Genomic DNA, 26762 nt, shown 5'->3' with positions numbered 1-26762 from the left:
TCGGCTCTCCCCTTCGTCGGCACCCCGACCCTACGCGGCGCGGGCGTCGTGCGGCTGGGGCTTGCGGCGCGCCCCGCGGATCAGGTCCGCTCGGTCACGACAGGCCGAGCACGTCCAGGGTCCACGCGTACTCGAAGGCCACCTCGCGCCAGCGCTCGTAGCGCCCGCTGACGCCGCCGTGCCCGGCCGTCATCTCGATCTTGAGCAGCGCGGGAGCCCCGACCTCGCGGAGCCTCGCCACCCACTTCGCCGGCTCGACGTAGAGCACCCGGGTGTCGTTGAGGCTCGTCGTCGCGAGGATCCGCGGGTAGCGGACCCCCTCCTTCACGTTCTCGTAGGGCGAGTACGACTTCATGTAGGCGTAGACGTCCGCGTCGTGCAGCGGGTCGCCCCACTCGTCCCACTCGATCACGGTCAGCGGCAACGACGGGTCGAGGATCGAGGTGAGCGCGTCGACGAACGGCACCTGCGCGAGGATCCCGGCGAAGGACTCCGGGGCGAGATTCGCGACAGCGCCCATCAGCAGGCCTCCCGCCGAGCCGCCCTGGGCGACGAGCCGCTCCGGCGTCGTGAACCCCGCCTCGACGAGGTGGTGGGCCGCGTCGACGAAGTCGGTGAAGGTGTTGCGCTTGGTGAGCGTCTTGCCGTTCTCGTACCAGGAGCGGCCCATCTCGCCGCCGCCGCGCACGTGCGCGATCGCGAAGACGACTCCGCGGTCGAGCAGCGAGAGCCGCGCGATCGAGAAGCCGGGGTCGATGCTCGCCTCGTAGGACCCGTAGCCGTAGAGGAGGAGCGGCGCGGGAGCCGAGTCGGGGTCGGCCGCGTCGCGTCGCCACACCAGCGAGAGGGGGATCCGCGTGCCGTCGCCGGCCGTCGCCCACTCGCGCCGCTGCACGTAGCGCTCGGGGTCGTAGTCGCCGAGCACCGGCTGCTGCTTGAGCACCGTGCGCTCGCCGGTCGCCACCTCGAGGGCCAGCACCGTCGAGGGCGTCACGAACGAGGTGTAGGCGAGGCGGAGGGCGGGCTGCTCCCACTCCGGATTGCCGGCGAGACCCGCGTCGTACAGCGGCTCGTCGAACACGATCTCCTCGAGCGCCGCGTCGGCGGAGGCGTCGCGGAGGAGCCCGAGGCGGGTCGCGCCCTCGGAGCGGTACGAGACGACGACGTGCTGCGCGAACGCGTCGACGCCCTCGATCCGGCGACCGGGCGAGTGCGGCACGACGACGCGGCGGTCGGCGGCGCGCTCCTCGGGGCTGCGGTCGAGGTCGGCCGGCTCCTCGACGACCTCGAAGTCGAGCGCGCCGTCGTTGTGCACGATCAGGAGGCGGTCGCGCCCGTCGATCACGGCGTGCTCGACCTCGTACTCCACTCCCTCGCGACGCGGCCAGACGGAGCGGAACTCGCCGGTCGGGTCGTCGGCGTCGAGCAGCAGGCACTCGCTCGTGATCTTGCTGCCGATCTCGATCACCAGGAAGCGGCGGCTGCGGGTGAGGCCGATGCCGATCCAGTAGCGCTCGTCAGGCTCCGAGAAGACCACGGAGTCAGCGGAGGAGTCGGTGCCGACCTCGTGGCGCCAGACGGTGTCGGGGCGCCACGACTCGTCGACCGTCGGGTAGAAGACGAAGCGCGCGTCGGCCCCGAAGGTCGCGCCGCCCCCGGTGCCCTCGACCACGTCGGGCAGGTCCTCGCCGCTCGAGAGATCGCGGATGCGCAGCGTGTAGCGCTCGTCGCCCTCGACGTCGGTGCCGAAGAGGAGGTAGCGCCCGTCGCTGGAGACATCGAAGCTGCCGAGCGAGAAGAAGTCGTGGCCCTCCGCCTCCGCGTTGCCGTCGAGCACGACCTGCTCGCCCTCGAGCGGGCCGCCCTCGGCGATCGACGGAGGCGTCCAGTCGTCCGCACTCGAGATCGGGGCGCGGCAGTGCACCGCGTACTGGCGGCCCTCGTACGACCGCGAGAAGTACCACCAGGCGCCCTCGCGCACCGGCACCGACAGATCGGTCTCCTTGGTCCGCGAGCGGATCTCGTCGAAGATCGTCTGGCGCAGCGGCGCGAGCGGCTCGAGCACGGCATCGGTGTAGGCGTTCTCGGCCTCGAGGTGGGCGAGGACCTCCTGGTCCTCCTTCTGCCGCAGCCACTCGTACTGATCGACGACGACATCGCCGTGATGACGGCGTTCGAGCGGGATGCGGCGGGCGACGGGAGGGACGGGCGCAGTCATCGCACCAGCCTAGGCGGCGCCTGCACACCGGGGCTCGGATGGTGCGGGAGAGCGCTCCGCCGTGCGCACAATGGAGCATGGCCAGCGATGCAGCGAAGAAGAAGGACGCGTCCCGGCGCGTGCAGACCGAGGTCGAGCGCAAGTACGACGTCGACGCCTCGGCGGAGCTGCCGGATCTGGCGGGGGCGGGGGCGGTCTCGACCGTGGAGCGCGAGGAGCCGGTGACGCTACGGGCCGAGTACTTCGACACCGCCGACCGCGCGCTCTCGCGGGGCCGGATCACCCTCCGCCGCCGCGCGGGCGGTGCGGACGAGGGCTGGCACGTGAAGCTCCCCGGGTCGGCGGGACGCACCGAGATCCACGTGCCGCTGACGGCGACCAGCACGGTGCCCGCCGCGGTGCGCGAGCCCGTCCTGGCCCACGTCGCCCGCGCTCGGCTCGAGCCTCTCGCCGTCCTCGAGACGGTGAGGGGCATCACCCGCGCGGTCGATGCGGAGGGGCGCCTGCTCGCCGAGATCGCCGACGACCTCGTGATCGCCCTCGACGTGCGCTCGGGGGAGGAGCGGCGCTGGCGCGAGTGGGAGGTCGAGCTGGTCGACGTGCACGGCGCCGAGGGGGAGGCCGCGCTGGACGCGATCGAGGCCCGCCTCGCCGATGCCGGCGCGCGACCCGCCGCGAGCGCCTCCAAGCTCGCCCGGGCCACCGGGGGCCCGATCGACGACACGGTCCCCGCTCCTCGTGACGGAGGGGAGGCGGCGCTCGCCGCGATCCGCCTCCTGCTGCGCGATCTCCGCGCGATCGATCCACACGTGCGCCTCGAGACCGACGACGCCCTCCACCGGATGCGCGTGCTCACCCGACGCCTGCGCACCGTTCTCGCCGGATCCCGGTCGGTGCTCGAGCGCGCCTCGACCGATCCGATCCGCGACGAGCTGCGCTGGCTCGCCGGCGTCCTCGGCGCCGCCCGCGACGAGGAGGTGCTCGCCGATCGGCTGCGCACCGCGCTCGACGAGGCCGCGCGGGAGGCGCCGGGCGCCGCTGCCGCGCACGCCGCCCTGCTCGACGCCGGCGAGCGCAGACACGCCACGGCCCTCGCCCGCGTCTCGCGGACCCTGCGCGGCGGCCGGTACCTCGCGCTGCTGGCCTCGCTCGACGCCCTGCTCGCCGAGCCTCCGCTGACGCGGCGCGCCGGCTCGAGCGCGAAGAAGCTCGTCGACCGCTCGGTCGCGAAGGAGCTGGCGCGGCTCGAGGCGGCGCGGAGCGCGCCGGAGGAGGAGGCGGGCACTGCCAGGCACGACGTCCGCAAGGCCGCCAAGCGCCTCCGCTACCTCGTGCAGGCCTGGTCGTCCGTCGTGCCCTCGGCCGTGAAGAAGCGGCACCGGGCCCTGGCATCGGCCGCCGAGCGCGTCGCGGACGCGCTGGGGGAGGAGCGGGACGCCTCCGCGCTGCGCGAGACCGTGCGCGCCTACGCTGTCGCGGCCGAGAAGCGCGGCGAGCCCGCGTTCCTGCTCGGAGTCGTCGTGGCGGAGCAGATGCGGCGGCAGCGGGAGGCGTCCGGGGAGGGCGACGAGGCCCTGGCGCGACTGCACTCCCTGTCAAGGTGAACCGCCGGTAACACAGGGGAAACTCCGACGGCGGATAATGTGCATCATGCCTTCCGTCCGTGCTCTGCCCTCACCCCTCCTGCGTCCGCGCCACTTCGACCGCGACGACGTCGTGGTCCATGCCGGCCTGTTCTCACTGGTGAACTCGAGTACGACCCCGCGCGCGGCGTGGACGGAGGATCTGACCGCCCTCGGCGAGGTCCTGGACCAGGCCGAGTTCCCCTACCGCCTCATCCGCGGCAACGACGGCTCGCCGTTCCTCGCGATCGACCGCTCGCTCGGGGCCGAGCTGGCCACGCTGCTCGCCCGCGCCTTCGCGACCGAGCCCTTCTACGTGAAGACCCTCGACAAGCGGGGCACGCCTCCGCAGCTGCTCGCCGAGGGCATGATCGCGCCGTACCCGCGCGCCGCCGTGTTCTCGCTCTTCCGCCCGCGCGTCTCCTCGAACGGCTCGCTCCGCTACGGTGCGCGCAGCGGGGTGCGCCTGGAGTTCTGGAAGGTCGGCGAGGAGGAGATCATCACCCCCGCCGAGAACGCTCTGATGCGCAACAGCCTGCCCGTCGCCGAGGCCATCGACGCGCACGTCGAGCTCTACGGACGCACCTGGCCGACCTTCGAGGGCATGTTCGAACCGCTCGTCAGCGACATCCGGTTCGACGTCGACATGGTCTTCTCGTGGGTCGACGGCACCGACCTCGAGTTCCAGCGCGCCCGTGCGGCGCGCATGGCCAGCTACGTCGTGGGCGAGGGCGACGACGCCCCCGCGCGCTTCCGCCAGATCGACGAGCTCAAGTACGCGCTCCGCAGCGTCTACATGTACGCGCCGTGGGTCCGCCGGATCTTCATCGTGACCGACTCCCCGCGCCCGCGCTGGCTCGAGGACCACCCCGACGTCACGCTCGTGCGCAGCGAGGACCACTTCCGCGACCTGTCGGTGCTGCCGACCCACAACTCGCACGCGGTCGAGAGCCAGCTGCACCGCATCCCGGGCCTCGCCGAGCACTTCCTGTACTCGAACGACGACATGTTCTTCGGGCGCCCCGTGAACCCGTCGATCTTCTTCTCGCCGGGAGGCATCACCAAGTTCATCGAGGCGACCACCCGCATCGGCATGGGCGACAGCAACGCGGCCCGCAGCGGATTCGAGAACGCCGCCCGCGTGAACCGCCGGCTCCTGCGCGAGCGCTTCGGCGCGATGACCACGCGCCACCTCGAGCACGCCGCGACGCCGCTCCGCAAGTCCGTGATGGCCGAGCTCGAGGCCGAGTTCGAGCCGGAGTTCACCGCGACCGCGGCGAGCCGCTTCCGCTCGGCCAGCGACGTCTCGGTGACGAACTCCCTCTACCACTACTACGCGCTGATGACGGGGCGCGCCGTGGTCCAGGAGAACGCCTCGGTCAAGTACGTCGACACGACGATGCACCAGGGGCTGAAGGACATGAAGAAGCTGCTCAAGAACCGCAGCGTCGACTTCTTCTGCCTCAACGACGGCAGCTTCCCCGAGATCTCGGCGGAGGCGCGCACCAAGGCCGTCATCGGGTTCCTCGAGGAGTACTACCCGATCCCGGCCCCCTGGGAGCGCGAGGACTGACCGTGGTCTGGGCCGTCGTCGGGGGAGTTCTGGGGCTGCTGCTCGGGCTGGCGAGCGCGCTCGTGTTCCCGGGCATCGGAGTCGGGGCCGGCCTCGGCGTCGGCCTCGCACTCGGTGCGGCACTGGCGTTCGCCGGCCACCTGTTCGCGAAGGATCGCGCGCGCGGCTCGGGGAGCTGACTCCACCCCCTCGCTCGCCGAGGGAGCCCCGGACCGGGGTCCCCTCGAGGCGAGTCGAGCTACGCGCTGACGGGCTCGGCGATCGGCGGGTAGAGCGCCTCGTCGCGCCGCACCGGACCCACGGTGGCGGGCCGGATCTCGACTCCGTGCTCCGCGAGGATCCGCTGCGTCTCGTTCGCCGAGACGTACGACACCTCGGTCGACGCGCCGATCGGCACCACCGAGTGGAGCACGGTGCCGTCGTAGACGTGGATGAGGTTGAAGGCCTGCGCGCCGTTGCGGGCGCGGGTGCCGCCCACCGGGACGTTGAGATCCTGCGTGTAGCAGGTCGCCGACGCCACCGAGACGGGGATGCCCGCGAAGGTCGCGGTCGAGGAGTAGTGCAGGTGCCCGGCGATGATGCTGCGGACGTCGGACCCCTCGAGCACCTCGGCCAGCGCGGGCTGGTCGCGGAGCTCCACGAGCACCGACAGGTCGAGGACGCTCGGGACCGGCGGGTGGTGCAGGGCGAGGATCGTGCCGTGCGGCGCGGGGCTCGAGAGCTCCTCGGCGAGCCAGTCGAGCTGGGCGTCGGAGATCTCGCCGTAGTGGGCGCCGGGGACGGTCGAGTCCAGGGCGATGATCCGCAGGCCGTTCACGTCGTGCACGCGGTCGACGGGCTGCGTGGTCGGCAGCTGGTCGAGCAGACCGGAGCGGAACGCTCCGCGGTCGTCGTGGTTGCCCATCACCCAGATGACCTCGGCGCCGAGTCGCGCGGCGGCGGGCTCGACGACGGCGCGGAGCTTGGCGTACGCCGCCGGCTCGCCCTTGTCGGCCAGATCGCCGGTGATGACGATCGCCTCGGGGCGGCCGCCCGACTCCTCGAGCTCGTCGAAGAGCCGGCGGAGCTGCGCCTCACTGTCGACGTCGGAGCCGTAGAGGCCCCCGTCTCCGGCGATGAAGTGCGTGTCGCTCAGATGAAGGATGAAGTGGTGGGGCCGGGGGTACTCGGCCTGACGGACGGTCATGATCCTCGAGTTTCACGATCTGCAAGAGCTGAATCGGATGTTTCAGCATCGACACTAGCGGAGCTTCTCCACGGGATCCAGAGGTGCACCCGCGAACGCCAGTCCATCATCGCGGGGTGAACGGGCGGCCAACACGATCCGGCGCGTCATCGAACGGTTTTCCCAGAATCGGGCGCGTTGTCGCGCCGGGCGCTCGGAGCGGGGCCGGCTCAGAGCCGGGTGAGGAGCGTCGCGTAGAAGACGATCGCCCGCTCGAACTGGTCGACCTCGATCGACTCGTCCGCGCCGTGGATGCCGAGCTGCTGCTGTGGGCTGATCTCAAACGGGATGAAGCGGTACACACCGTCGCTGATCGCGTGGAAGTGGCGGGCGTCGCTGCCGCCCGTCTGCACGTACGGTGCGACGATCGCCTCCGGGAACACCTCGCGCACGACGCCGTGCAGCACGTCGTACGGGCCGCCGTCGCCCGGCTCGCCGGTCGGCGACACGGGGGAGGGCTCGTGCGCGACCTGCACCGAGATCTCGACCTCGGGGTCGTCGATGACCGCGCGGATCCGCTCGACGACTCCCGCGACCGTCCCGCCGGGATTGATGCGCACGTTCGCGACGGCGCTGGCGGTCGAGGCGAGCACGTTCGCTCCGGTGCTGCCGCGCAGCTGGGTGACGGCGACGGTGGTGCGCAGCATCGCGGCGGAGCGGTTCGAGTGCGCGGCGAGAGCGCCGATGACCGCGTCCGGGTGCTCGTGGGGGTGCGCGTACCAGACGGCGTGCGCCGCGTCGGCGTGCGGGGCGGCGGCCCTGACCAGCTCGGCGATCGGCTCGGGCAGCGTCGAGGGGAACGGGCTCTCGGTGAGCCGGTGGATCGCGCGGGCGAGGCGCTGCGTCGCGAGCATCCCCGGCAGGGGCGGGGGAGCGGAGGCGTGCCCTCCGGCGTCGTGGCAGGTGAGCTCGAGGTTCATGATGCCGCGCTCGGTCACGCCGACGACGGCGATCGGAGTCGTGACGCCGGGCAGGATGCCGCGCCGCACGTTCCCGCCCTCGTCCAGGACGAAGCGCGGGCGGATCCCGCGGGCGGCGAGCAGGGCGACGACCGAGGGGGCGCCGTCGCCCGCGGTCTCCTCGTTGTGGGTGGAGACGAGGTAGACGTCGCGCTGAGGCCGCTCGCCGCGGACGACCGCGGCCTCGACGGCCTCGAGCAGGGTCACCAGCGAGCCCTTGTCGTCGACGGCGCCCCGGCCGATGATCGCCGTGCGCCCGTCGGGCCGCAGGACCGTGTCGGCGGCGAAGGGGGCGCTCGACCAGTCCTCGGGGGTCACGCTGACCACGTCGTAGTGCGCCATCAGCACCGAGGGGTCGCCGGACTCGGCGCCCTTCCAGTGCCAGAGCACGGAGTGCCCCGCGACGATCTCGCGGTCGAGGGCCGCGTGCAGGGCGGGGTAGAGCTGCTCGAGCAGCTCGACGAACACGTGGAACCGGCTCCAGTCCGTCTTCGTCTCGTCCGAGTGCGACACCGTGTCGACCCGCAGCAGGGCCTGGAAGCGCTCGAGCGCGGTCGTCGTCACCCGGCTAGCCTACGACGGCGGTCCGGAGCCCCCTGCCGCGGCGACCGGAGGTGAGCGTGAGCGTCCTGCCCGAGGTCTGCGTCGTCTACGTCCTCCGCGAGTCGCCCGGCGGCGGAGCCGAGGTGCTGCTCGGACGCAAGCGCCGCGGTCTCGGCGAGGGGCGGATCGTCGCGCCGGGCGGCAAGCTCGAGCCCGGCGAGTCACCCGTGCGGGCGGCCGTGCGCGAGCTCGCGGAGGAGGTGGGGCTCCGTGCGGAGCCCCGCGATCTCGAGCCGCGCGGCCGTCTCGACTACCGCTTCCCGCACCGCCCGGCCTGGAGCCAGCGCTCCCACGTCTTCGTCTGCCGGCGCTTCGAGGGCGAGGTCGTCGCCTCCAGCGAGCTGGCGGCCGGGTTCGTCCAGGTCGCCGAGGTCCCCTACTCCGCCATGTGGGACGACGCTCGGTTCTGGCTCCCCGGCGTCCTGACGGCGGGCGAGGCCGCCCGCTGGAGCTTCGAGTTCGGTGCGGACCTCGCGAGCGTCGTCGACTCCGACGCCCCGGGCTGGACCGGCGGCTAGACCTCGAGCACGTCTCCGGCCGCGAGCGCGTGGTACTCGCCGCCGCCCTCGCGGGTCGCCCAGCCCAGCCGGTCGTGGCCGAGCTTCTGTCCCGCCTCCGAGAGGACCGCCTCGTGCGTGGCGAAGACGTGCCGCGGTGCCAGCTCCAGCACGAAGTCGATCGACTCGGCGATCTTCATCCACGGGGCGCCGGAGGGGGCGGCCAGGATCTCGACGTCGACGCCGGTCGGCACGGTGAACGAGTCGCCCGCGTAGTACAGGCGTCCGTTCACGAGCACGCCCACGTTGTCGATCACCGGGATCGAGCGGTGGATCACCGCGTGGCGGGAGCCCGAGAAGCGCAGCTCGAACGGACCGACCTCGATCACGTCGCCGTCCGCGACGGTCTCGATGTCGAAGCCGTCGGCGGCCGCGGCGACGCCGGCGGGCCCGAAGAAGCGGAGCGCGGGGTTCGCCGCGCGCAGCCGCTCCAGCTGCTCCGGGGTCCAGTGGTCGGCGTGCTCGTGGGTGATGACGACCGCGACCGTGTCGGCGGTGCCGTCGACGGGGCGGGTGAAGGAGCCGGGGTCGATCACGAGGCGGGCGCCCGCCTCCTCGACCAGGACGGTGGCGTGCTCGAGCTTGGTCAGTCTCATGCCCCGAGCTAAGCGCGGCCGGCGGCCGGGTGCAAGGCGGCCGCCGGCCTCGATTTGCACCGATGCGGATCCGTGTGCAACACTCTTCGAGTTGCAAAAACGCGGCCCCATCGTTTAGCGGCCTAGGACGTCGCCCTCTCACGGCGGTAACGCGGGTTCAAATCCCGCTGGGGTCACCACGGCAACATCACGAAGGCCCTCGGTTCGCCGGGGGCCTTCGTGCGTGCACGACACGATGAAGGCCCCCGGTCCGCCGGGGGTCTTCTCCGTTTAACCCGCGCACGATCGACGCTAGGCTCGCATCCGCGAAGGGGAGTATCCCGACCTTCCCGCCCCCGTCAGCACGCCTCGCGTCGTCGCGATGCCGGGAGCGGGCGGGTGAGCGGACAGGCCAGGCCGTCCGATCGTCCGGGGAGAGACCGTCGGACCCCCACCCACCCCGAAAGGCCCTCCCCATGATCGATCTGCCCGTCTGGTTCGTGGTCGGCTCCTTCGTCGTCCTGAGCCTGATCCTCGCGGCCGACCTGCTGCTGGTCTACAAGCGCCCGCACGTCCCGAGCCTGAAGGAGTCGGGACTCTGGGTCGGCTTCTACGTGAGCCTCGCGCTGCTGTTCGCGCTGGCGATGCTGGTGCTGGGCGACGGCGAGACGGCGGGGCAGTTCCTCGCCGGATGGCTGACCGAGTACAGCCTGTCGATCGACAACCTGTTCGTCTTCGTCATCATCATGGGGCGCTTCGCGGTCCCTCCGAAGTACCAGCAGGAAGTGCTGATGGTGGGCATCATCATCGCGCTGGTCTTCCGGGGCGTCTTCATCCTGCTCGGAGCCCAGCTCATCGAGAGCTTCAGCTGGATCTTCTACCTCTTCGGCGCGTTCCTCGTCTACACGGCCTACAACCAGGCGTTCGGCAAGGAGGACGAGAGCGAGGGCACCGACAACCTGCTGATCCGCCTCCTCCGCCGCCGGGTGAAGATCTCGGACAGCTTCGACGGCTCGAAGATCCGCACGACGATCGACGGCACGCGCTACTTCACGCCGATGCTGATCGTGTTCCTGGCGATCGGCTCGACCGACCTGCTCTTCGCGCTCGACTCGATCCCGGCGATCTTCGGCATCACCGAGAGCCCCTTCATCGTCTTCACCGCGAACATCTTCGCGCTGATGGGGCTGCGCCAGCTCTACTTCCTCCTGGGCGGTCTCATCGACAAGCTCGAGTACCTCAAGTACGGCATCGCGTTCATCCTCGCCTTCATCGGCGTGAAGCTCGTGCTGCACGCCCTGCACGAGAACGACCTGCCGTTCCTCAACGGCGGCGAGCCCGTCCCGGTCTGGGACATCGACACGTGGACGTCCCTCGCCGTGATCGTGGTCAGCATGACGGTGGCGACGGCGGCGAGCCTGCTCAAGATGCGGCGCGAGCACAGCCACATCGAGCTGCACGACGGGCACCCGGAGGTCGTCTCCGACTCCGATGCGCCCCGGTCGGGCGCCGAGGAGAAGTGACCGCACGATGAGCGCGACGAGCGTCGAGCTCCCGCAGGGAGTGCTGCGGCTGTCGGTGACCAGCAGCACCGATGTCGGGACCGTGCGCCGGGTCAACGAGGACGCCCTCCTCGCCGACGACATCCTCCTGGCGGTCGCCGACGGCATGGGCGGTCACGCTCGGGGCGATCTGGCCAGCTCGACGGCGGTCGACACCCTGCGCGCGAACGCTCCGGCGGCGATCGGGCCGATCGATGCCGTGTTCGACCTCGTCGAGGCCGCGAACACCGCGGTCCGCGGTCTCGACGTGGGCGGCGCTCTGTGCGGCACGACCCTCACGGGGCTGACCCTCGTGCGTCCGGAGGAGACGGGCCCGGCCCGCTGGGCGCTGTTCAACGTGGGCGACTCGCGGGTCTACCGCTGGGACGGCACCGGGATGCAGCAGCTGACGGTCGACCACTCCGCCGTGCAGGAGCTGGTCGCGGCGGGACTGCTCAGCCGCGAGCTCGCCGAGTCGCATCCGGACCGCAACATCGTCACGCGGGCACTCGGCGCGGACGACGAGGTGGAGACCGACGTGTGGACCCTGCCGATCGTGCCGCGCGCGAGCTACCTCCTCTGCTCGGACGGGCTGACCAAGGAGCTCTCGGACGAGCGGATCGCCGACCTCTTCGAGCGGCGCGATGCGGGCGGGATAGCCCCCGTCGATCTCGCGCAGTCCCTGGTCCGCGAGGCGATCGCCGCCGGCGGGCGCGACAACGTGACCGTCGTCGTGGTCGACGCGGTCCTCGACCCGAGGGGCTGACGACGCTCGTCCCGATCGTGTCGTGCCCCCCGAACAGGTCGCATCATCGTGTGTCCTCGACTGCAGAGCCCGGCTGTCGAAAGGCATACTGAAGGGATGGACACCGCCGAAGCCCTCGATCGCGCGAAGGTGCGCTTCGCAGAGGGCGACGTCCGTGGAGCCGTCTCGCTGCTCGAGCGCTGCGTCGCCGCCGATCCCACCTGGCTCGACCCGCGGATCCTCCTCTCCGAGCTCTACCGCCGCTCCGGCGATCTGATCGAGGCGGGGCGGTGGGGCTACCTCATCGAGAGCGGTGCGGCACCGGAGGAGCTCAACGCGTTCGAGCGGGCGCTGGTCAGCACCGACGAGGACCCCTTCGAGCTGGCCGAGCGCGCGCTGGTGGAGCCCCTCGAGCTCGCGTCGGAGTCGCCCCACGCCGCGCGGATGCTCGCCGATCTCCCGCAGCGCCTCGAGGAGGCGGCCCGGTACCAGGCCGAGGCTCCCGACCCGCTCGACGGCGAGTGGTTCGAGCACGAGGCTCTGCCGGTCGCCCGGCGCGGCGGGATCGTCGGCATGCTCGGAGCCGCGGCCGCCGCGGTCTTCGTCGTCGGCGGCGTGGTCGTCGGAGCGGCCGCGCTGCTCGTGGTGCCGGCGGTGCTGATCGCCATGCTCGCCACTCCCTGACGCCGACGGCGCTCGCGACAGGCGGTCGCGCGACCCCGGGCCGCGCTCGTGCGCGGTGCTATCCTCGGGGAATGCTGTTCGGCCGGCTCCTCCTTCTCCGCCGCGACGAGACCTCGATCTGACAGGCCTCTCTCGTCGCGGTGTCTCTCGTGGGCTGACCATCCTTCCCGAGGAAGAGAATCCACCGACATGAACGACAGTACGATCCACGACGCCGTGCCCGCCCGACCGCGGACCCTGGCCGAGAAGGTCTGGGACGACCACCTCGTCTCGAAGGGCAAGGACGGCACCCCCGACCTGATCTACATCGACCTGCACCTCGTGCACGAGGTGACCAGCCCGCAGGCGTTCGACGGCCTCCGGCTCGCCGGCCGCCCCGTCCGCCGCCCCGATCTCACGATCGCCACGGAGGACCACAACACCCCGACGGTCGGCATCGACCGTCCGATCGCCGACCTGACCAGCCGCACCCAGATCGAGACACTGCGCCGCAACTGCGCCGAGTTCGGCGTGCGCCTGCACTCGCTGGGCGACGTCGAGCAGGGCATCGTGCACGTCGTCGGGCCGCAGCTCGGCCTGACGATGCCGGGCATCACCGTCGTCTGCGGCGACTCGCACACCTCGACGCACGGCGCGTTCGGCGCGATGGCCTTCGGCATCGGCACCAGCGAGGTCGAGCACGTGATGGCGACCCAGACCCTGCCGCTGAAGCAGTTCAAGACGATGGCGATCACCGTCGACGGCACGCTCAAGCCGGGAGTGACGGCGAAGGACATCATCCTGGCCGTCATCGCGAAGATCGGCACCGGAGGCGGGCAGGGCTACGTCCTCGAGTACCGCGGCTCCGCGATCCGCGCGCTCTCGATGGAGGGCCGCATGACGATCTGCAACATGTCGATCGAGGCCGGCGCCCGCGCGGGAATGGTCGCCCCCGACGAGACGACCTTCGCCTACCTCGAGGGCCGTCCGCACGCCCCCTCCGGCCAGGACTGGGACGACGCCGTCGCGTACTGGCGCACGCTGCCCACCGACGAGGGCGCCGTCTACGACGCCGAGGTCGTGCTCGACGCCGACACGCTCGAGCCGTTCGTCACCTGGGGCACCAACCCCGGTCAGGGCGTCTCGCTCTCGCAGGCCGTCCCGGACCCCGAGTCGATCGACGACCCGAACGAGCGCTCCAACGCCCGGCGCGCCCTCGAGTACATGGACCTCGAGGCGGGCACTCCGATGAAGGAGATCCCGGTCGACGCGGTCTTCATGGGCTCCTGCACCAACTCGCGCATCGAGGACCTCCGGGCCTTCGCCTCCGTGATCGCGGGACGCACCAAGGCGCCCGGCGTCCGCGTGATGGTGGTCCCCGGCTCCGCCCGCGTGCGCATCGAGGCCGAGGCCGAGGGCCTCGACAAGGTCTTCACCGACTTCGGGGCCGAGTGGCGCTTCGCCGGCTGCTCGATGTGCCTCGGGATGAACCCCGACCAGCTCGCGCCGGGTGAGCGCTGCGCCTCGACGTCGAACCGCAACTTCGAGGGCCGCCAGGGCAAGGGCGGTCGCACCCACCTCGTCTCGCCGCTGGTCGCCGCGGCGACCGCCGTGCGCGGCACCCTCTCCAGCCCGTCCGATCTGGAGCCCGCTCGCGAACTGGTGGAGGCCTGATCATGGAGAAGTTCGAGACCGTCACGGCCATCGCCGCGCCGCTGAAGCGCAGCAACGTCGACACCGACCAGATCATCCCCGCGGTGTTCCTCAAGCGCGTCACCAAGACGGGTTTCGAGGACGCGCTGTTCCACGGTTGGCGCCAGGAGGAGGACTTCGTCCTCAACCAGGGGCCGTACCTGGGCGCGCAGATCCTCGTCGCCGGGCCCGACTTCGGCACGGGATCCAGCCGCGAGCACGCCGTCTGGGCGCTGCGCGACTTCGGCTTCCGCGTCGTGCTCTCCTCGCGCTTCGGCGACATCTTCCGCGGCAACTCCGGCAAGCAGGGCCTGCTCGCCGCCGCGGTCGCCGAGGACGACATCGAGCGCATCTGGGCGATCATCGAGTCGCGGCCGGGAATAGAACTGACCGTCGATCTGGTTGCCCGTACGGTCACCGCCGGTGGCGAGACCTTCCCCTTCGAGATCGACGACTACACTCGATGGCGCCTGATCGAGGGGCTGGACGACATCGGACTGACCCTGCGCGACGAAGCGCTCATTTCCGAATTCGAGACCCGTCGCGAGAGCTGGCGGCCCAAGACATTGCCGGTGAAATAGCGTGAACACACTTCTTCAGGACGCCAGGACGGCGCTTCAGGATGCCAAGGCGGCGGGAGCCCGAGTGGGGATGACGACCGAGCGGATCACCATCAACGGCGGTCGCCCGCTCAAGGGCCGGATCGAGCTCAAGGGCGCGAAGAACCTGGTCACCAAGGCCATGGTCGCGGCTCTGCTCGGCGAGACCGCGTCGACCCTGCGCGACGTGCCGGACATCAGCGACGTCCGCGTCGTGAAGGGCCTGCTCGAGGTCCACGGCGTCAAGGTGAAGCAGGGCCCCGAGGTCGGCGAGCTGATCCTCGACCCCTCGAACGTCGAGTCGGCGCACATGGCCGACATCGACGCGCACGCCGGCTCGAGCCGCATCCCGATCCTGTTCTGCGGACCCCTCCTGCACCGTCTGGGCGAGGCGTTCATCCCCGACCTCGGCGGCTGCCGCATCGGCGACCGCCCGATCGACTACCACCTCGAGGTGCTCCGCAACTTCGGCGCCATCGTCGAGAAGCTGCCCTCGGGCATCCGCATGTCGGCCCCCGAGGGCCTGCACGGCGCCAAGGTCTCGCTCCCGTACCCGAGTGTCGGAGCGACCGAGCAGGTCCTGCTGACCGCGGTGCGCGCCTCCGGCATCACCGAGCTCTCGGGTGCGGCCATCGAGCCCGAGATCATGGATCTCATCAACATCCTGCAGAAGATGGGCGCCATCATCTCGGTCGACACCGACCGCGTGATCCGCATCGAGGGTGTCGACCGCCTCACGGGCTACACCCACCGCGCGCTCTTCGACCGCAACGAGGCCGCCTCCTGGGCCGCCGCGGCGCTCGCGACCGACGGCGACATCTTCGTCGGCGGTGCCCGCCAGCAGGAGATGACGACCTTCCTCAACGTCTTCCGCAAGGTCGGCGGCGCGTTCGAGATCGCCGAGGACGGCATCCGCTTCTACCACCCCGGTGGCGAGCTGAAGCCGGTCATCATCGAGACCGACGTGCACCCCGGCTTCATGACCGACTGGCAGCAGCCGCTCGTCGTCGCGCTGACCAAGGCCAAGGGCGTCTCGATCGTGCACGAGACGGTCTACGAGCAGCGCTTCGGATTCGTCGACGCCCTCGTCGAGATGGGTGCGACCATCCAGATCCACCGCGAGTGCCTCGGCGGGCAGGCCTGCCGCTTCGGTCAGCGCAACTTCATGCACTCGGCGGTCATCTCGGGCCCGTCGAAGCTGCACGGCGCCGACATCGTCGTGCCGGATCTGCGCGGAGGCTTCTCGCACCTGATCGCGGCGCTCTCGGCCGAGGGCACCTCCTCCGTCTCGAACGTCGGCATCATCAGCCGCGGCTACGAGAACTTCCTCACCAAGCTCGAGCTGCTCGGAGCCGACTTCTCGCTCGACGCGTAGCCACCGCTCCCCGGAACCCCGGGCCGTCGAGGCCGCCTGCTCCCGCAGGTCGTCTCGACGGTCCGGGGTTCCGTCGTTCCCGGCGGTGTCCGGTCCTCGGTCAGCGGCTGCCCCACGGAGCGGGCCGGGCGGCCTCGATGCGCGCGAGCAGGCGCCGGTGGAAGCGGTCGACGCTCGCCTCCGGGGCGGGGCGGAGGCCGAGGATCCCGGGCTCCTCGACCAGACGCAGGACAGCAGATCTCGGCCGCCGTCCGCGGGAGACCGAGACGACGACGGCGCTGCGCCCGCGAAGACCCACGGTCCGCCGCTCCACCGTGCGGATCTCGTCCCAGAGGATCTCGATCCGCCGGCCCGCGACCCGCACGATCAGCACCTCGGCGGTCGGATCGACCACGAGGTAGGGGTGGAGATCCGGGGTCGGGAGGGTCGGGTCGCCGAAGCGGAGCAGGCGCGTGACGTCCGCCCCGCCGGCGATCACGACGCCTCCGGTCTCTCCGGCCTCGACCAGAGCCCGCGGCGCCGCGATGAGGCGGGAGACGACGAGGACGAGGAGGAGGGCGACGATGAGCACGGCCGCCACCGCGTACACGACGAGAGGACGGCCGTCGGCAGCCGCGCCGGCGGCGGTCGCGAGGGCGAGGTGCAGGGGAGTCACGCCGCCACGGTAGCGCCCGGTCTCGCGATGCGCGGGCGCGGGCAGCCGGGGTGCCCGCCCCGGGATGCGAGGATGGGCGGGTGTCTGAACGCAGTCGTCCCTCCGTCTTCTGGTTCCTCGCGGCGGCGGTGGTCCCGACGCTGACCGCCTCCGTCGATCTCCGGGTCCGCGACATCGACAAGATCCCCAAGACCGGCGCGTTCGTGTTCGCGCCGAACCACTACAGCGAGATCGACCCGTTCATCACGGGCTGGACGCTGTGGCGAGCCGGTCGCGCGCCGCGGTTCCTCGCGAAGGCGTCGCTCTTCTCGGTCCCCGTCGTCGGAGCGATCCTCCGCGCCTCCGGGCAGATCCCGGTCGAGCGCGCGGGCTCGGTGCGGGGCAGCGAGCCGCTCAAGGCGGCGAAGGAGCTGGTCGACCGGGGCGGATCGGTGCTGATCTACCCCGAGGGCACGCTGACCCGCGACCCCGAGCTCTGGCCGATGCGCGGCAAGACCGGCGCGGTGCGGATGGCGCTGCAGTACGGCCTGCCGGTCGTCCCCGTCGCGCACTGGGGCACCCAGCAGCTGATGGGGCGCTACTCCAAGAAGGTCACGCTGTTCCGGCGGAAGCGCGTCGACGTCCTCGTCGGCGACCCGGTCGACCTGTCCGCGTTCCGCGGGCGGAGCCTCGACTCCGCGACCCTCAACGAGGCCTCGGCCGTCGTGATGGCCGCGATCACCGCGCTCCTCGAGGAGCTGCGCGGCGAGACGGCTCCCGAGAAGCGCTGGAATCCGGCCGAGCACAACCAGAAGGGGACGGGACGCTTTGAGTCCGAGCAGTAGGAGCCAGAAGCGCCCGATCCCGGTTCCGCGCCGCGTGGCGGTGCTGGGCGCCGGCAGCTGGGGCACCACCTTCGCCAAGATCCTCGCCGACGGCGGATCCGAGGTGGTGATGTGGGCGCGGCGCGCCGAGCTCGCCCGCGAGATCACGGAGGCCAAGCGCAACAGCGACTACCTCCCCGGCATCAACCTGCCGCGCAACATCCGGGCCACGCCGCGCATCGAGGAGGCGCTCGAGGGCGCCGACCACATCTACCTCTCGATCCCGTCGCAGACCCTCCGCGGCAACCTCGAGGCGATCACCCCGTTCCTCACCGAGCGCACCGTCCTCGTCAGCCTGATGAAGGGCGTCGAGAAGAGCTCGGGCCTGCGGATGAGCGAGGTGATCTCGCAGGTCCTGCCGATCGACCCGAGCCGGATCGCGGTCGCCTCCGGGCCCAACCTCGCCCTCGAGATCGCGAAGGAGCAGCCGACCGCCGCGGTCATCGCCTCCGAGAGCCTGGTCACGGCCCAGGAGGTGGCGCTCGCGGCCACCAACCGCTACTTCCGCTCGTTCGTGAACACGGATGTCATCGGCACCGAGTTCGGCGGGGTGCTGAAGAACCTGATCGCGGTCGCCATCGGCATCGTGGACGGAGTCGGCTACGGCGAGAACACGAAGGCGTCGATCATGACGCGCGGCCTCGCCGAGATGACCGACTTCGCGGTCGCCTACGGAGCGAAGGCCGAGACCATGTCGGGGCTCGCGGGCCTCGGCGACCTGATCGCGACCTCGAGCTCGTCGCTGTCGCGCAACAACACCGCGGGGCGGCTGCTCGGCCAGGGCTACAGCTTCACCGACGTCGTGAAGTCGATGCAGCAGACGGCGGAGGGGCTCGCCTCGGTGGCGCCGGTGCTCGAGCTCGCTCGCGCCAGGGGCGTCGACATGCCCATCGTCGAGCAGGTGTCGCAGGTGCTCGCCGGTACGCTCGATCCGAAGGACATCGCGCCGCACCTGACCACGGATTCGGACGAGCCCCAGGGTGAGAGGAACCTCGATGACCAGCAAGCTCCGCGTGGCCGTTCTGTTCGGGGGGCGCTCAAGCGAGCACTCGATCAGCTGCGCAACGGCGGCGGGGGTGCTGCGGGCGATCGATCGTGACCGCTTCGAGGTGATCCCCGTGGGGATCACCCGCGACGGGGCGTTCGTGCTCGAGGAGGACCGGCCCGAGAAGTTCGCGCTCGACGCCGCGGCGCTGCCCGAGGTCGTCGACAACGGCAGCCGTGTGCGCTGGCCGGAGTCGGCCCTGTCGCGCGAGCTGACGGTCGCCGACGGCGGCTCCGTGCGCTCGCTGGGCGATGTCGACGTCGTCTTCCCGATCCTGCACGGCCCGTGGGGCGAGGACGGCACGATCCAGGGGCTCCTCGAGCTGATCGGCCTGCCCTACGTCGGGTCGGGCGTGCTCGCGTCGGCGCTCGGGATGGACAAGCACTTCACCAAGACGGTCCTCCGCGCGGCCGGCATCGCGGTCGCGCCCTGGTACACCGTCACCGAGGCCGAGTGGCGGGCCGATCCGGGCGACGCCTCCGCGGCACTCGACGACCTCGGTCTGCCCGTGTTCGTGAAGCCGGCCCGCGCCGGCTCGAGCGTCGGCGTGAGCCGAGTGGACGAGCGCTCGCAGCTCGGCGCCGCGCTCGACGAGGCGTTCGTGCACGACTCGCGCGTGCTCATCGAGTCGGGCATGGCCGGCCGCGAGATCGAGATCGGCGTGCTCGGCGCGTTCGGGGGCGCGCCGGCGCGCACCTCGGTGGCGGGCGAGGTCGTCGTCTCGGGAGGCGGCTTCTACGACTTCGAGGCCAAGTACCTCGGCGCTGCGGGCATCGACCTGGTCTGCCCGGCCGAGCTGAGTGCCGAGGAGCTCGCCGAGATGAGCGGGCTCGCCGTGAAGGCGTTCGAGTCGATCGGAGCGGCGGGGCTCGCCCGGGTCGATTTCTTCCTCACCGCCGAGGGCTTCGTCATCAACGAGATCAACACGATGCCCGGCTTCACGCCGATCTCGATGTTCCCGCGCATGTGGGGCGCGAGCGGAGTCGACTACCCCGACCTGATCGGCGAGCTCATCGACCTCGCCCTCGAGCGGCTCCCGGTCGCCGCACGGTGACCCTCGACCTCCGCGTCGATCCGGAGGCGCCAGCCTCGCCGTTCGAGCAGATCCGCGAGCAGATCGCGGCGCGGGTCGCCGCGGGTGCGCTGCCGCTGGGCACGCGTCTGCCCGCGGTCCGGGCGCTGGCCGAGCAGCTCGGCGTGGCTCCGGGGACGGTCGCCCGCGCGTACAAGGAGCTGGAGGCGGCGGGAGTCGTCGAGACGCGCGGACGGGCAGGAACGGTCGTCGCGGGCGGCATCGAGGGCGTCGAGCGCGAGCTGCAGCTCGCCGCCGCCGTCTACGCCGAGCGGGCGCGGTCGCTCGGCGCGCCGGCGGACCGGGCGCTCCGCGTGGTGAGCAGCGCGCTCGACGCCTGAGGGCGCGAGCCCGCGAGCGCCTGCTGGTCGAGCAGCCCACAGGGGAGTCACTCCGGCGGAGTCAGCCGGAGGGGGTGCCCGTCGTGTCGAGGGTGTCGCTGTCGGAGACGTCCGTGCACTGCCGGTCCTGCGGGAGGTAGGACACGGCGTTGGCGAGGTCGGTGACCGCCGACGTGCCGGAGGCGCGGCTCTGGTCGACCGTGATCTCCACGGCCGGATCGCGGCCGTAGGTGGTCAGCGTGTAGATGTCCTCGTCGGCCCGGGTCTCGTCGATGATCCAGTCGACGCCGTTGACCGAGACGCAGAGGTCGGTCGTCGGCCCGGGCGGCTCGACTCCGCAGTGCAGGATGACGGCGGCCGGCGTGCCCCAGGCGGCCGTGCCCTGTGCGTTCGTCTCGCGCTCCGGCTGGTCGGCCACCACGTCGGGCAGGCGCACCGAGACCTCGGCGCACCCGGGGTCCGTCGCCTCGGCGGCCGGCTCGAGAGCGACGGCGGCGGAGCATCCCGAGAGCAGGAGCACCGCGGAGAGGGCGACGAGCGGGGTGCGGAGGCGGCGAGCGGACATCGAGGGCAACGCTAGCGTGTGAACCATGGCACCTCATCCGAGCCCCACCCTGGCCGAGCTCAGCGAGGGCGAGGTCCTCGCGAGGGTGCTGACGAGACTCGGCGGCGCCTCCGGAGCGGAGACGCTCGTGGGGCCGGGCGACGACTCCGCCGTGCTGCGCGCCCCCGACGGCCGCTTCGTCGTGACCACCGACATGATGGTGCACGGCCCCGACTTCCGCCTCGCCTGGTCGACGCCGTTCGACCTCGGCTGGAAGGCGGCGGCGTCGAACCTGTCGGACGTCGCCGCGATGGGGGCTCGGCCGACGGCCCTCGTCGTGGCGATCGCCGCACCGCAGGGCCTCGGGGTCGACGTGCTCGAGGGCATCGCCGACGGCCTCGCGGCCGGCTGCGCCGCGATGGCACCGGGATGCGCGGTCGTGGGCGGCGACCTCTCCGCCTCCGCGACCCTGACCCTCGCGATCACCGCCTTCGGCTCGCTCGACGGTCGCGCGCCCGTGCTGCGCAGTGGAGCCCGGCCCGGCGACGTGGTCGCGACCGCGGGAACCCTCGGCGCGGCGGGGCTCGGCCTGCGCCTCCTCTTCGAGCAGGCGACCACCGCGGGGGAGCCGTCGGCGGCGCTGGCGAGAGGCCTCCGCGAGCGGTTCCCGGAGGTGCTCGACGCCCAGCTGCGGCCGACCCCGCCGATCGCGGCCGGGATCGCGGCGGGCGACTCCGCGACGGCGATGATGGACGTCTCGGACGGCGTCGTGCTCGACGCCCGCCGGATGGCGCGGGCGAGCGGAGTGGTGATCGATCTCGATCCCGCCGCGGTCGACCGCCACGCGGGACTGCTGCCCGGGACCGAGGCGGCGCTCGCCCGCACCCTGGTCCTCGGCGGCGGCGAGGACCACGCGATGCTCGCCTGCTTCCCGCGCGCGGCGGCACTGCCTCCGGGATTCACCGCGCTCGGCGCGGTGCGCGAGGGCGAGCCGGAGGTGCGGCTCGGCGGCGAGGCCCTCCTCGATCGCGGCGGCTGGGACCCCTACCTGGGCTGGGACGGCGCGGCGGGCTGATCGCTCGCGGGCGTCGCCCACCAGATCGTCGTCTCGCCGTAGTCCTTGCGCTTGTCGCGCACGAGTCCGGCCGGCCACCGCGGCTCGGGGCTGCGCGAGCTGCGCTCGACGACCACGACCGCGTCCTCGCGGAGGAGCGGCAGCACCCCGGCCAGATCCGCGGCGAGGTCGTCCTCGCCGAGGTCGTAGGGCGGGTCGAGGAACACCGTGTCGACGTTGAGGGCGGGGGAGCCGTCGAGGAACGAGCGCACGGACGCGGTCGCGACCTCGATCCTCGGCCGGGTCACCCGGTTCGAGGCGGCGGCCGAGACGATGGCCCGAGCGTTCTCACCCGCGGTGCGCGCCGCCTTCGGGTCGCGCTCGACCAGCACGATCGCGCTCGCGCCCCGGCTCGCGGCCTCGAGCCCGAGGGCGCCCGATCCCGCGTACAGGTCGACGACCGTCGCCCCGTCGAGCGCGTCACGGGCCTCGAGGGCCGAGAAGACCGCCTCGCGGACCCTGTCGCTGGTCGGCCGGGTGCCCGTGCGGGGGACGCGGAGGGTGAGGGACCCGGCGAAGCCGGCGATGATCCTGGTCACCGACCCGAGCATACGGCGCCGCGGCCGCCCGGGAGACCCCTGCGAACCCTGAGCCGTTTTCCGGCTCGGACTGCGAGAATCACCAGCTATGACGTCCCTCGACTCGCACCCCTCCACCGTCGGCTCCGCCCCTGGCACGGGAGCGTCGATGTCGCGGGAGGAGTTCACCGAGCACTGCGCCGCGATCCTGTCGAATCTGACCCGCGTGATCGACGGCAAGGACGCCGAGGTCTCGATGGCGCTCACGGTGTTCCTCGCGGGCGGGCACCTCCTGATGGAGGACGTCCCCGGCACCGGGAAGACGGTGCTCGCCAAGTCGCTCGCCGCCTCCGTGGGGGGCACCGTCTCGCGGATCCAGTTCACCCCCGACCTGCTCCCCTCCGACGTCACGGGGGTCTCGGTCTACAACCAGGCGACGCGCGACTTCGAGTTCAAGCCCGGCCCCGTCTTCGCGAACGTGCTGATCGGCGACGAGATCAACCGCGCCTCGCCCAAGACGCAGTCGGCGCTGCTGGAGTGCATGGAGGAGCGCCAGGTCTCGGTCGACGGCATCACGCACCTCCTGTCGCGGCCCTTCGCGGTCGTCGCGACCCAGAACCCGGTCGAGATGGAGGGCACCTACAGCCTCCCCGAGGCGCAGCGCGACCGCTTCATGGCGCGTCTCTCTCTGGGCTACCCCGACGAGCGCGCCGAGCTCGAGATGATCCGCACGCGCGACGCGCGGAGCCCGCTGGAGGAGCTGCGCGCGGTCGTCACGCGCGACCAGCTGGAGCGGATGATCGACTACGTCCAGTCGATCTACGTCGCACCGCCGGTGCAGGAGTACGTGGTGGCGATCATGCAGGCCACCCGGATCGACCCGGAGCTGCGCCTCGGAGGGAGCCCGCGCGCGACCCTGCAGCTCATCGCCGCGGCGAAGGCGCTCGCGGCGATCAACGACCGGGACTTCGTCGTGCCCGACGACATCGACACCCTCGCGGTGCCGGTGCTCGGCCACCGTCTGCTGCCGGCGACGCGCCTGCCCGGACGCTCCGGGACGAGCGCCTCCCACTCCGTGACCGAGATCGTGCAGCGGATCATCGCCGCGACCCCCGTGCCCTTCAGCGGCCGTGGCGCCTGATCCGCGCGGGGGCGACGCGCCCTCGACGCGCATCGGTGCGCTGCCGGCCCTCGCGGGCGTCGCACTGACGGTGCGCGGCTGGGCGTTCGTCGCCGTCGGGACGGCGGCCGTCATCGCGGCTCCGCTGCTCGGCTTCCGCGAGCTGCTGTTCGTCGGGCTCGTGCTGCTGGGGCTCCCGCTCGGAGCCGTCGTCTCGCTGATCCCGGGCAGCCCGGCACTCCAGGTGCAGCGCCGCTTCGCGCCGCGCGTGGTCGCGGTGGGCGACGTGGTCGATGTCGATGTGCTGCTCGAGAACCGCGGCGGGCCGCTCCGGGCCGGTGCGCGCGCCGAGGACCGTCTCGAGCGGATCGAGCGCGGCGAGGCCGCGGGCTGGATCGTCGCGCGCGGCGGGTTCACCCTGCCTCCCGTCGGCGCGGCGGGAAGCGGCTCGGGCCGCGTCCGCGCCCGCTACCGGCTGCCCGCGGGGCGTCGCGGGATCCACCGGATCGGCCCGCTCCGGCTCGTGCGCGGCGACGCGCTGGGCATGGCGCTGCGCGAGACCTCCGCGGGGGCGGCGCAGCCCTTCGTCGTGACTCCGCGGGCCGCGCCGCTGCAGAGCGACGTGCTCGACGCCCACGGCGCCGGCGGGTCGAGCCCGGTCGCGCACGCGACGGCGGGGGCGGGGACCGACGACGTCATTCCGCGCGACTACCGGCCGGGCGACGCGATGCGGCGCGTGCACTGGCGCGCCAGTGCACGATCGGGTGAGCTCAAGGTCCGTCAGGACGAGCAGAACACCGACCCGCACGCCTGGATCCTGCTCGAGACGCGGGCGAGCAGGATGCTCGACGGGCGCCGCGACGAGCGGTTCGAGTGGGCCGTCTCGATGACCGCCTCGCTCGCCGTCCACCTCCTGGAGCGCGGCTTCGAGACCCACCTGGTCGAGACGGGGTCGACAGGCGCTCTCGCGCCCTCCGAGGACGAGCGCGAGGTCGCGCACGACGTGCTCCTCCGCCTCGCCGAGCTCGAGGCTGCCACCGACTCCGTCGAGGCCGTCGGCCGCATCGCGAGCGAGATGCGCGAGGCCGGAGGCGTGCGCCCCGTCTTCGCCGTGCTCTCCCGGCTGCGCGAGGAGGACCTGGCCTCCCTCGCCTCGCTCGCCGCGCACGCCCGGCCCGCGCTCGCGTTCGTGGTCGACGCCAGCCCCGAGGAGGAGGCGGTGCTGACCTCGCTCGGCTGGTACGCCGTCTCCGTGACGCCGAGCACCCGCATCGAGGAGGCGTGGGCCGACGCCCTGGCGCTCCGGGTGGTCGCATGACGCGCCGCGACGGCCGCGCCGGCTCCGTGCTGCTGAGCGTCCTCTTCTGGGTGGCGATCGTGGCGGCGGCCTCGGGCACCGGTCGGCTGCTCACCGGAGTCGGCTGGCTCGTGCAGCTGAGCATCGCGGTCGGCCTCGTCCTCGCCGTCCCCGCGGGTGCCCGGGCGCTGCGCGCGCATCCCGTCGTGCCGCCGATCCTCGCCACCCTCACGGCCGTCGTGGTCGTGACGGCGATGTTCGTGCCCGCGCGCTCGCTCCTCTTCGTCGTCCCGACGCCGTCGGCACTGGCCGACGCGCGGGCGCTCGCGCAGTCGGGCTTCACGTCGATCGCGCAGCAGGGACTCCCGGCCGTCGCCGACGACGGCATCGCGTTCCTGCTGGTCGGCGGTGTCGTGGTGCTCGCGTGGGCCACCGACCTCTTCGCGTTCTCGGTGCGGCTCCCCGCGCTGGCCGGGCTGTTCCCGGCGGCGCTGCTGGCGGTGCCCGCGGTCATCGATCCGGCCGACGTCTCGTGGCCGAGTCTGGTCCTCACCGCGCTCGCCTACGCCGCGATCCTCGCGGTGAGCGCGCGCCCGCGCCGCACGGGCGCGCGCCGGCCGTCGTTCCCGTCCGCGGCCCCGGCTCTCGCGGTCGTGGGAGTCGTGGTGGTCGCCGCGGGCCTGCTCGCGGGGTCGGCCTCGGGGTACGTCCGCAGCTCCACCTCCTCCGGGGTCTCCGGCACGCTCTTCAACGGGTCGATCGACCCCGTGGTCGCGCTCGGCGCCGACCTGCGCCGGCCGGACCCGGTGACGGTGCTGCGCTACGCCACCGACTCCGATCTCCCCGTGTACCTCCGGGTGCTCACCGTCTCCGACTTCGAGGGCGAGAACTGGGCGCCGAGCGCCACGGAGGAGACGGCTCCGATCGACGCCCCCATCGCGCCGGAGGGGCTCTCCGAGAGCGTGCCGCGGCTCAGCGAGGAGGTCGACGTCTCGGTCGAGACGCTCAGGAGCCAGTGGCTGCCGGTGCCGTACCCGGTCGAGTCGCTCAGCGGGGTCGGCGACGGCTGGCTGCAGGACGTGCAGGACGGCTCGATCCGCGGTGACGCGACCACGCGCGCGGGCGACGATTACGATGTGCAGGCGCTCCGCCTCGAGCCCGATCCCCAGCAGCTCCTCGACGCTCCGGCGCCCGCCGGACTCGAGCGCTACCTGTCGCTCCCCGACGACGTGCCGGAGATCGTGCGGGCCACGGCCGCCGACGTGACCGCCGACGACACCACCGCGTACGACCAGGCGCGATCGCTGCAGTCGTACTTCCGCTCGTCGGAGTTCACCTACTCCGAGGACACCCCGGCCGAGGAGGGCTACGACGGCGACGGAGTCGGCGTGCTGGAGGCGTTCCTGACGGTCCGCGAGGGCTACTGCGTGCACTTCGCCTCGGCGATGGCGGTCATGGCGCGCGAGCTCGGCATCCCCTCACGACTCGCCATCGGCTACCAGCCGGGCTCGGTCGTGCCCTCGAGCGACAGCGACCTCACCACGTACCGCGTGATGTCCTCCGACCTGCACGCGTGGCCCGAGCTCTACTTCGAGGGCGTCGGCTGGCTGCCCTTCGAACCGACCCCGAGCCGCGGCGCTCCCGCGTCGTACACCCTCCCGAGCGCGACCTCCTCGACGGGGTCGAGCACGCCGGGTGCCGAGGCGAGTGCGGCTCCGGGAACGACCGCCGAGGCCAGCGCGGCTCCGACAGCGAGCGCGGCGACCCCGACGGCCACCGCCGGTGCGCTGGGCGGATCGGCCGCGACGAGCGCGCCCGCGGTGACCGCGTGGGTGCTCCTCCTGCTGGTCCTGCTGGTGCCGTGGCTGCTGCGGGTCGTCCAGCGGGCGCTGCGGCGGCGATCGGCGGCGGGCGGATCCACGGAGGCGGCCTGGACCGAGCTGCTCGCGAGCGCGCGCGACCTCGGGATCCCGGTCGAGTCGACCGCGACTCCTCGCTCGCAGGAGGCCCTGATCGCCTCGTCCCTCGGGAGCGACGAGGCGCGGGCGGACCTGAGGACCCTCCGCCAGACCCTGGAGCGGGTGCGGTACGCGCCCGTCGCGGCCGGCTCCGGTTCGTCGTGGGACGCGTCGACCCGGGTGGTCGCCGAGCTCCGCGCCGAGGCCGGCGTCCCGCGCCGGGTGTTCGCCGCAGTGCTGCCGCGCTCGGTGTTCGCCCCGCAGCAGCGTCGGACCCCCGCCCTATGA

The 26762-nt window shown here is 72.3% G+C and carries 25 protein-coding genes and 1 tRNA gene; 19 read left to right on the top strand and 7 right to left on the bottom strand.

Annotation, left to right across the window (positions count from 1 at the left end; all coding sequences use genetic code 11):
- Positions 1 to 94: 94 nt before the first annotated feature.
- Positions 95 to 2218: a S9 family peptidase gene (locus GSU68_RS10940; RefSeq protein ID WP_159908244.1), complete on the bottom strand. Its 2124-nt coding sequence runs from the start codon at positions 2216 to 2218 to the stop codon at positions 95 to 97.
- Between the two features lie 77 nt (positions 2219 to 2295).
- On the opposite strand from GSU68_RS10940, the gene GSU68_RS10935 reads away from it, so the two are divergent.
- The 3 genes from GSU68_RS10935 to GSU68_RS10925 are packed head-to-tail and all read left to right on the top strand — an operon-like array spanning position 2296 to position 5592.
- Positions 2296 to 3822 carry a CYTH and CHAD domain-containing protein gene (locus GSU68_RS10935; protein ID WP_159908242.1) on the top strand — a complete coding sequence of 509 codons (1527 nt, stop codon included), beginning with the start codon at positions 2296 to 2298 and terminating at the stop codon, positions 3820 to 3822.
- 46 nt (positions 3823 to 3868) lie between these two features.
- A complete protein-coding gene (locus GSU68_RS10930) occupies positions 3869 to 5413 on the top strand; it encodes a stealth conserved region 3 domain-containing protein (RefSeq protein ID WP_244259245.1) in 1545 nt (514 codons plus the stop codon).
- 2 nt (positions 5414 to 5415) lie between these two features.
- Positions 5416 to 5592 (top strand): hypothetical protein, encoded by a 177-nt coding sequence (locus GSU68_RS10925; protein WP_159908238.1) that lies wholly within the window; start codon positions 5416 to 5418, stop codon positions 5590 to 5592.
- Positions 5593 to 5651: 59 nt separating this feature from the next.
- Here the strand turns inward: GSU68_RS10925 and GSU68_RS10920 are convergent, their stop codons facing one another.
- Together GSU68_RS10920 and GSU68_RS10915 are read right to left on the bottom strand one after the other, a co-directional pair.
- Positions 5652 to 6599 (bottom strand): phosphodiesterase, encoded by a 948-nt coding sequence (locus GSU68_RS10920; RefSeq protein ID WP_159908236.1) that lies wholly within the window; start codon positions 6597 to 6599, stop codon positions 5652 to 5654.
- Positions 6600 to 6808: 209 nt separating this feature from the next.
- The gene (locus GSU68_RS10915; RefSeq protein ID WP_159908234.1) at positions 6809 to 8161 is read right to left on the bottom strand and encodes a M20/M25/M40 family metallo-hydrolase; all 1353 of its coding nucleotides are present in this window, start codon (positions 8159 to 8161) and stop codon (positions 6809 to 6811) included.
- Between the two features lie 56 nt (positions 8162 to 8217).
- On the opposite strand from GSU68_RS10915, the gene GSU68_RS10910 reads away from it, so the two are divergent.
- The gene (locus GSU68_RS10910) at positions 8218 to 8718 is read left to right on the top strand and encodes an NUDIX domain-containing protein (protein WP_159908232.1); all 501 of its coding nucleotides are present in this window, start codon (positions 8218 to 8220) and stop codon (positions 8716 to 8718) included.
- Here GSU68_RS10910 and GSU68_RS10905 read toward each other — a convergent pair.
- A complete protein-coding gene (locus tag GSU68_RS10905; protein ID WP_159908230.1) occupies positions 8715 to 9353 on the bottom strand; it encodes an MBL fold metallo-hydrolase in 639 nt (212 codons plus the stop codon). The genes GSU68_RS10910 and GSU68_RS10905 overlap by 4 nt on opposite strands.
- 103 nt (positions 9354 to 9456) lie before the next feature.
- Between GSU68_RS10905 and GSU68_RS10900 the strand changes: the two genes are divergently transcribed.
- The 7 genes from GSU68_RS10900 to murA all read left to right on the top strand — a co-directional run bounded on the left by GSU68_RS10900 (position 9457) and on the right by murA (position 15947).
- Positions 9457 to 9532, top strand: a tRNA-Glu gene (locus tag GSU68_RS10900).
- 276 nt (positions 9533 to 9808) lie between these two features.
- On the top strand, positions 9809 to 10855 hold the full coding sequence (locus GSU68_RS10895; RefSeq protein WP_159908228.1) for a TerC family protein: 1047 nt from the start codon (positions 9809 to 9811) through the stop codon (positions 10853 to 10855).
- 7 nt (positions 10856 to 10862) lie between these two features.
- A complete protein-coding gene (locus GSU68_RS10890; RefSeq protein WP_159908217.1) occupies positions 10863 to 11639 on the top strand; it encodes a protein phosphatase 2C domain-containing protein in 777 nt (258 codons plus the stop codon).
- Positions 11640 to 11735: 96 nt separating this feature from the next.
- Positions 11736 to 12302 (top strand): DUF6584 family protein, encoded by a 567-nt coding sequence (locus tag GSU68_RS10885; protein ID WP_159908215.1) that lies wholly within the window; start codon positions 11736 to 11738, stop codon positions 12300 to 12302.
- A gap of 189 nt (positions 12303 to 12491) precedes the next feature.
- Positions 12492 to 13955, top strand: coding sequence for a 3-isopropylmalate dehydratase large subunit (gene leuC / locus GSU68_RS10880; RefSeq protein WP_159908213.1), 1464 nt, complete (start codon positions 12492 to 12494; stop codon positions 13953 to 13955).
- A gap of 2 nt (positions 13956 to 13957) precedes the next feature.
- Complete coding sequence (gene leuD, locus GSU68_RS10875) at positions 13958 to 14554, top strand: 3-isopropylmalate dehydratase small subunit (RefSeq protein WP_159908211.1); 597 nt, start codon at positions 13958 to 13960, stop codon at positions 14552 to 14554.
- 70 nt (positions 14555 to 14624) lie between these two features.
- Entirely contained in the window at positions 14625 to 15947 is a 1323-nt protein-coding gene (gene murA / locus GSU68_RS10870; RefSeq protein ID WP_159908209.1) for a UDP-N-acetylglucosamine 1-carboxyvinyltransferase, read from the top strand.
- Positions 15948 to 16047: 100 nt separating this feature from the next.
- On the opposite strand, the gene GSU68_RS10865 is transcribed toward murA, so the two are convergent.
- Positions 16048 to 16602: a hypothetical protein gene (locus GSU68_RS10865; protein WP_159908207.1), complete on the bottom strand. Its 555-nt coding sequence runs from the start codon at positions 16600 to 16602 to the stop codon at positions 16048 to 16050.
- A gap of 80 nt (positions 16603 to 16682) precedes the next feature.
- Between GSU68_RS10865 and GSU68_RS10860 the strand changes: the two genes are divergently transcribed.
- Genes GSU68_RS10860 through GSU68_RS10845 form a run of 4 tightly spaced genes read left to right on the top strand, consistent with a single transcriptional unit; the run spans position 16683 to position 19923 of the window.
- The gene (locus GSU68_RS10860; protein WP_244259244.1) at positions 16683 to 17426 is read left to right on the top strand and encodes a lysophospholipid acyltransferase family protein; all 744 of its coding nucleotides are present in this window, start codon (positions 16683 to 16685) and stop codon (positions 17424 to 17426) included.
- Positions 17410 to 18564, top strand: coding sequence for an NAD(P)H-dependent glycerol-3-phosphate dehydrogenase (locus GSU68_RS10855; protein WP_244259243.1), 1155 nt, complete (start codon positions 17410 to 17412; stop codon positions 18562 to 18564). Before GSU68_RS10860 ends, GSU68_RS10855 begins: the two co-directional genes overlap by 17 nt.
- Positions 18461 to 19564, top strand: coding sequence for a D-alanine--D-alanine ligase family protein (locus GSU68_RS10850; RefSeq protein ID WP_159908203.1), 1104 nt, complete (start codon positions 18461 to 18463; stop codon positions 19562 to 19564). The genes GSU68_RS10855 and GSU68_RS10850 overlap by 104 nt, the downstream gene beginning before the upstream one ends.
- Positions 19561 to 19923, top strand: coding sequence for a GntR family transcriptional regulator (locus GSU68_RS10845; RefSeq protein ID WP_159908201.1), 363 nt, complete (start codon positions 19561 to 19563; stop codon positions 19921 to 19923). The genes GSU68_RS10850 and GSU68_RS10845 overlap by 4 nt, the downstream gene beginning before the upstream one ends.
- Positions 19924 to 19984: 61 nt before the next feature.
- On the opposite strand, the gene GSU68_RS10840 is transcribed toward GSU68_RS10845, so the two are convergent.
- Positions 19985 to 20488 (bottom strand): DUF3515 domain-containing protein, encoded by a 504-nt coding sequence (locus GSU68_RS10840; RefSeq protein WP_159908199.1) that lies wholly within the window; start codon positions 20486 to 20488, stop codon positions 19985 to 19987.
- Between the two features lie 25 nt (positions 20489 to 20513).
- Here GSU68_RS10840 and thiL point away from each other — a divergent pair, with 25 nt between their 5' ends.
- A complete protein-coding gene (gene thiL, locus GSU68_RS10835; protein ID WP_159908197.1) occupies positions 20514 to 21542 on the top strand; it encodes a thiamine-phosphate kinase in 1029 nt (342 codons plus the stop codon).
- On the opposite strand, the gene GSU68_RS10830 is transcribed toward thiL, so the two are convergent.
- Entirely contained in the window at positions 21512 to 22120 is a 609-nt protein-coding gene (locus tag GSU68_RS10830) for an RsmD family RNA methyltransferase (protein WP_159908195.1), read from the bottom strand. The two genes, thiL and GSU68_RS10830, sit on opposite strands and share 31 nt — an antisense overlap.
- A 148-nt stretch (positions 22121 to 22268) precedes the next feature.
- On the opposite strand from GSU68_RS10830, the gene GSU68_RS10825 reads away from it, so the two are divergent.
- From GSU68_RS10825 to GSU68_RS10815, 3 genes are read left to right on the top strand one after another with little or no spacing between them, the layout of a single operon-like run.
- Complete coding sequence (locus GSU68_RS10825) at positions 22269 to 23240, top strand: MoxR family ATPase (protein WP_159910250.1); 972 nt, start codon at positions 22269 to 22271, stop codon at positions 23238 to 23240.
- On the top strand, positions 23230 to 24537 hold the full coding sequence (locus GSU68_RS10820; protein ID WP_159908193.1) for a DUF58 domain-containing protein: 1308 nt from the start codon (positions 23230 to 23232) through the stop codon (positions 24535 to 24537). The genes GSU68_RS10825 and GSU68_RS10820 overlap by 11 nt, the downstream gene beginning before the upstream one ends.
- Positions 24534 to 26762, top strand: coding sequence for a DUF3488 and transglutaminase-like domain-containing protein (locus GSU68_RS10815; protein ID WP_159908191.1), 2229 nt, complete (start codon positions 24534 to 24536; stop codon positions 26760 to 26762). The genes GSU68_RS10820 and GSU68_RS10815 overlap by 4 nt, the downstream gene beginning before the upstream one ends.

The organism is Rathayibacter sp. VKM Ac-2759, assembly GCF_009834225.1.
Taxonomy (GTDB): Bacteria; Actinomycetota; Actinomycetes; order Actinomycetales; family Microbacteriaceae; genus Rathayibacter.
Note: the sequence above shows the minus strand (reverse complement) of the source record. Positions and strands in the feature narration are given on the sequence as shown.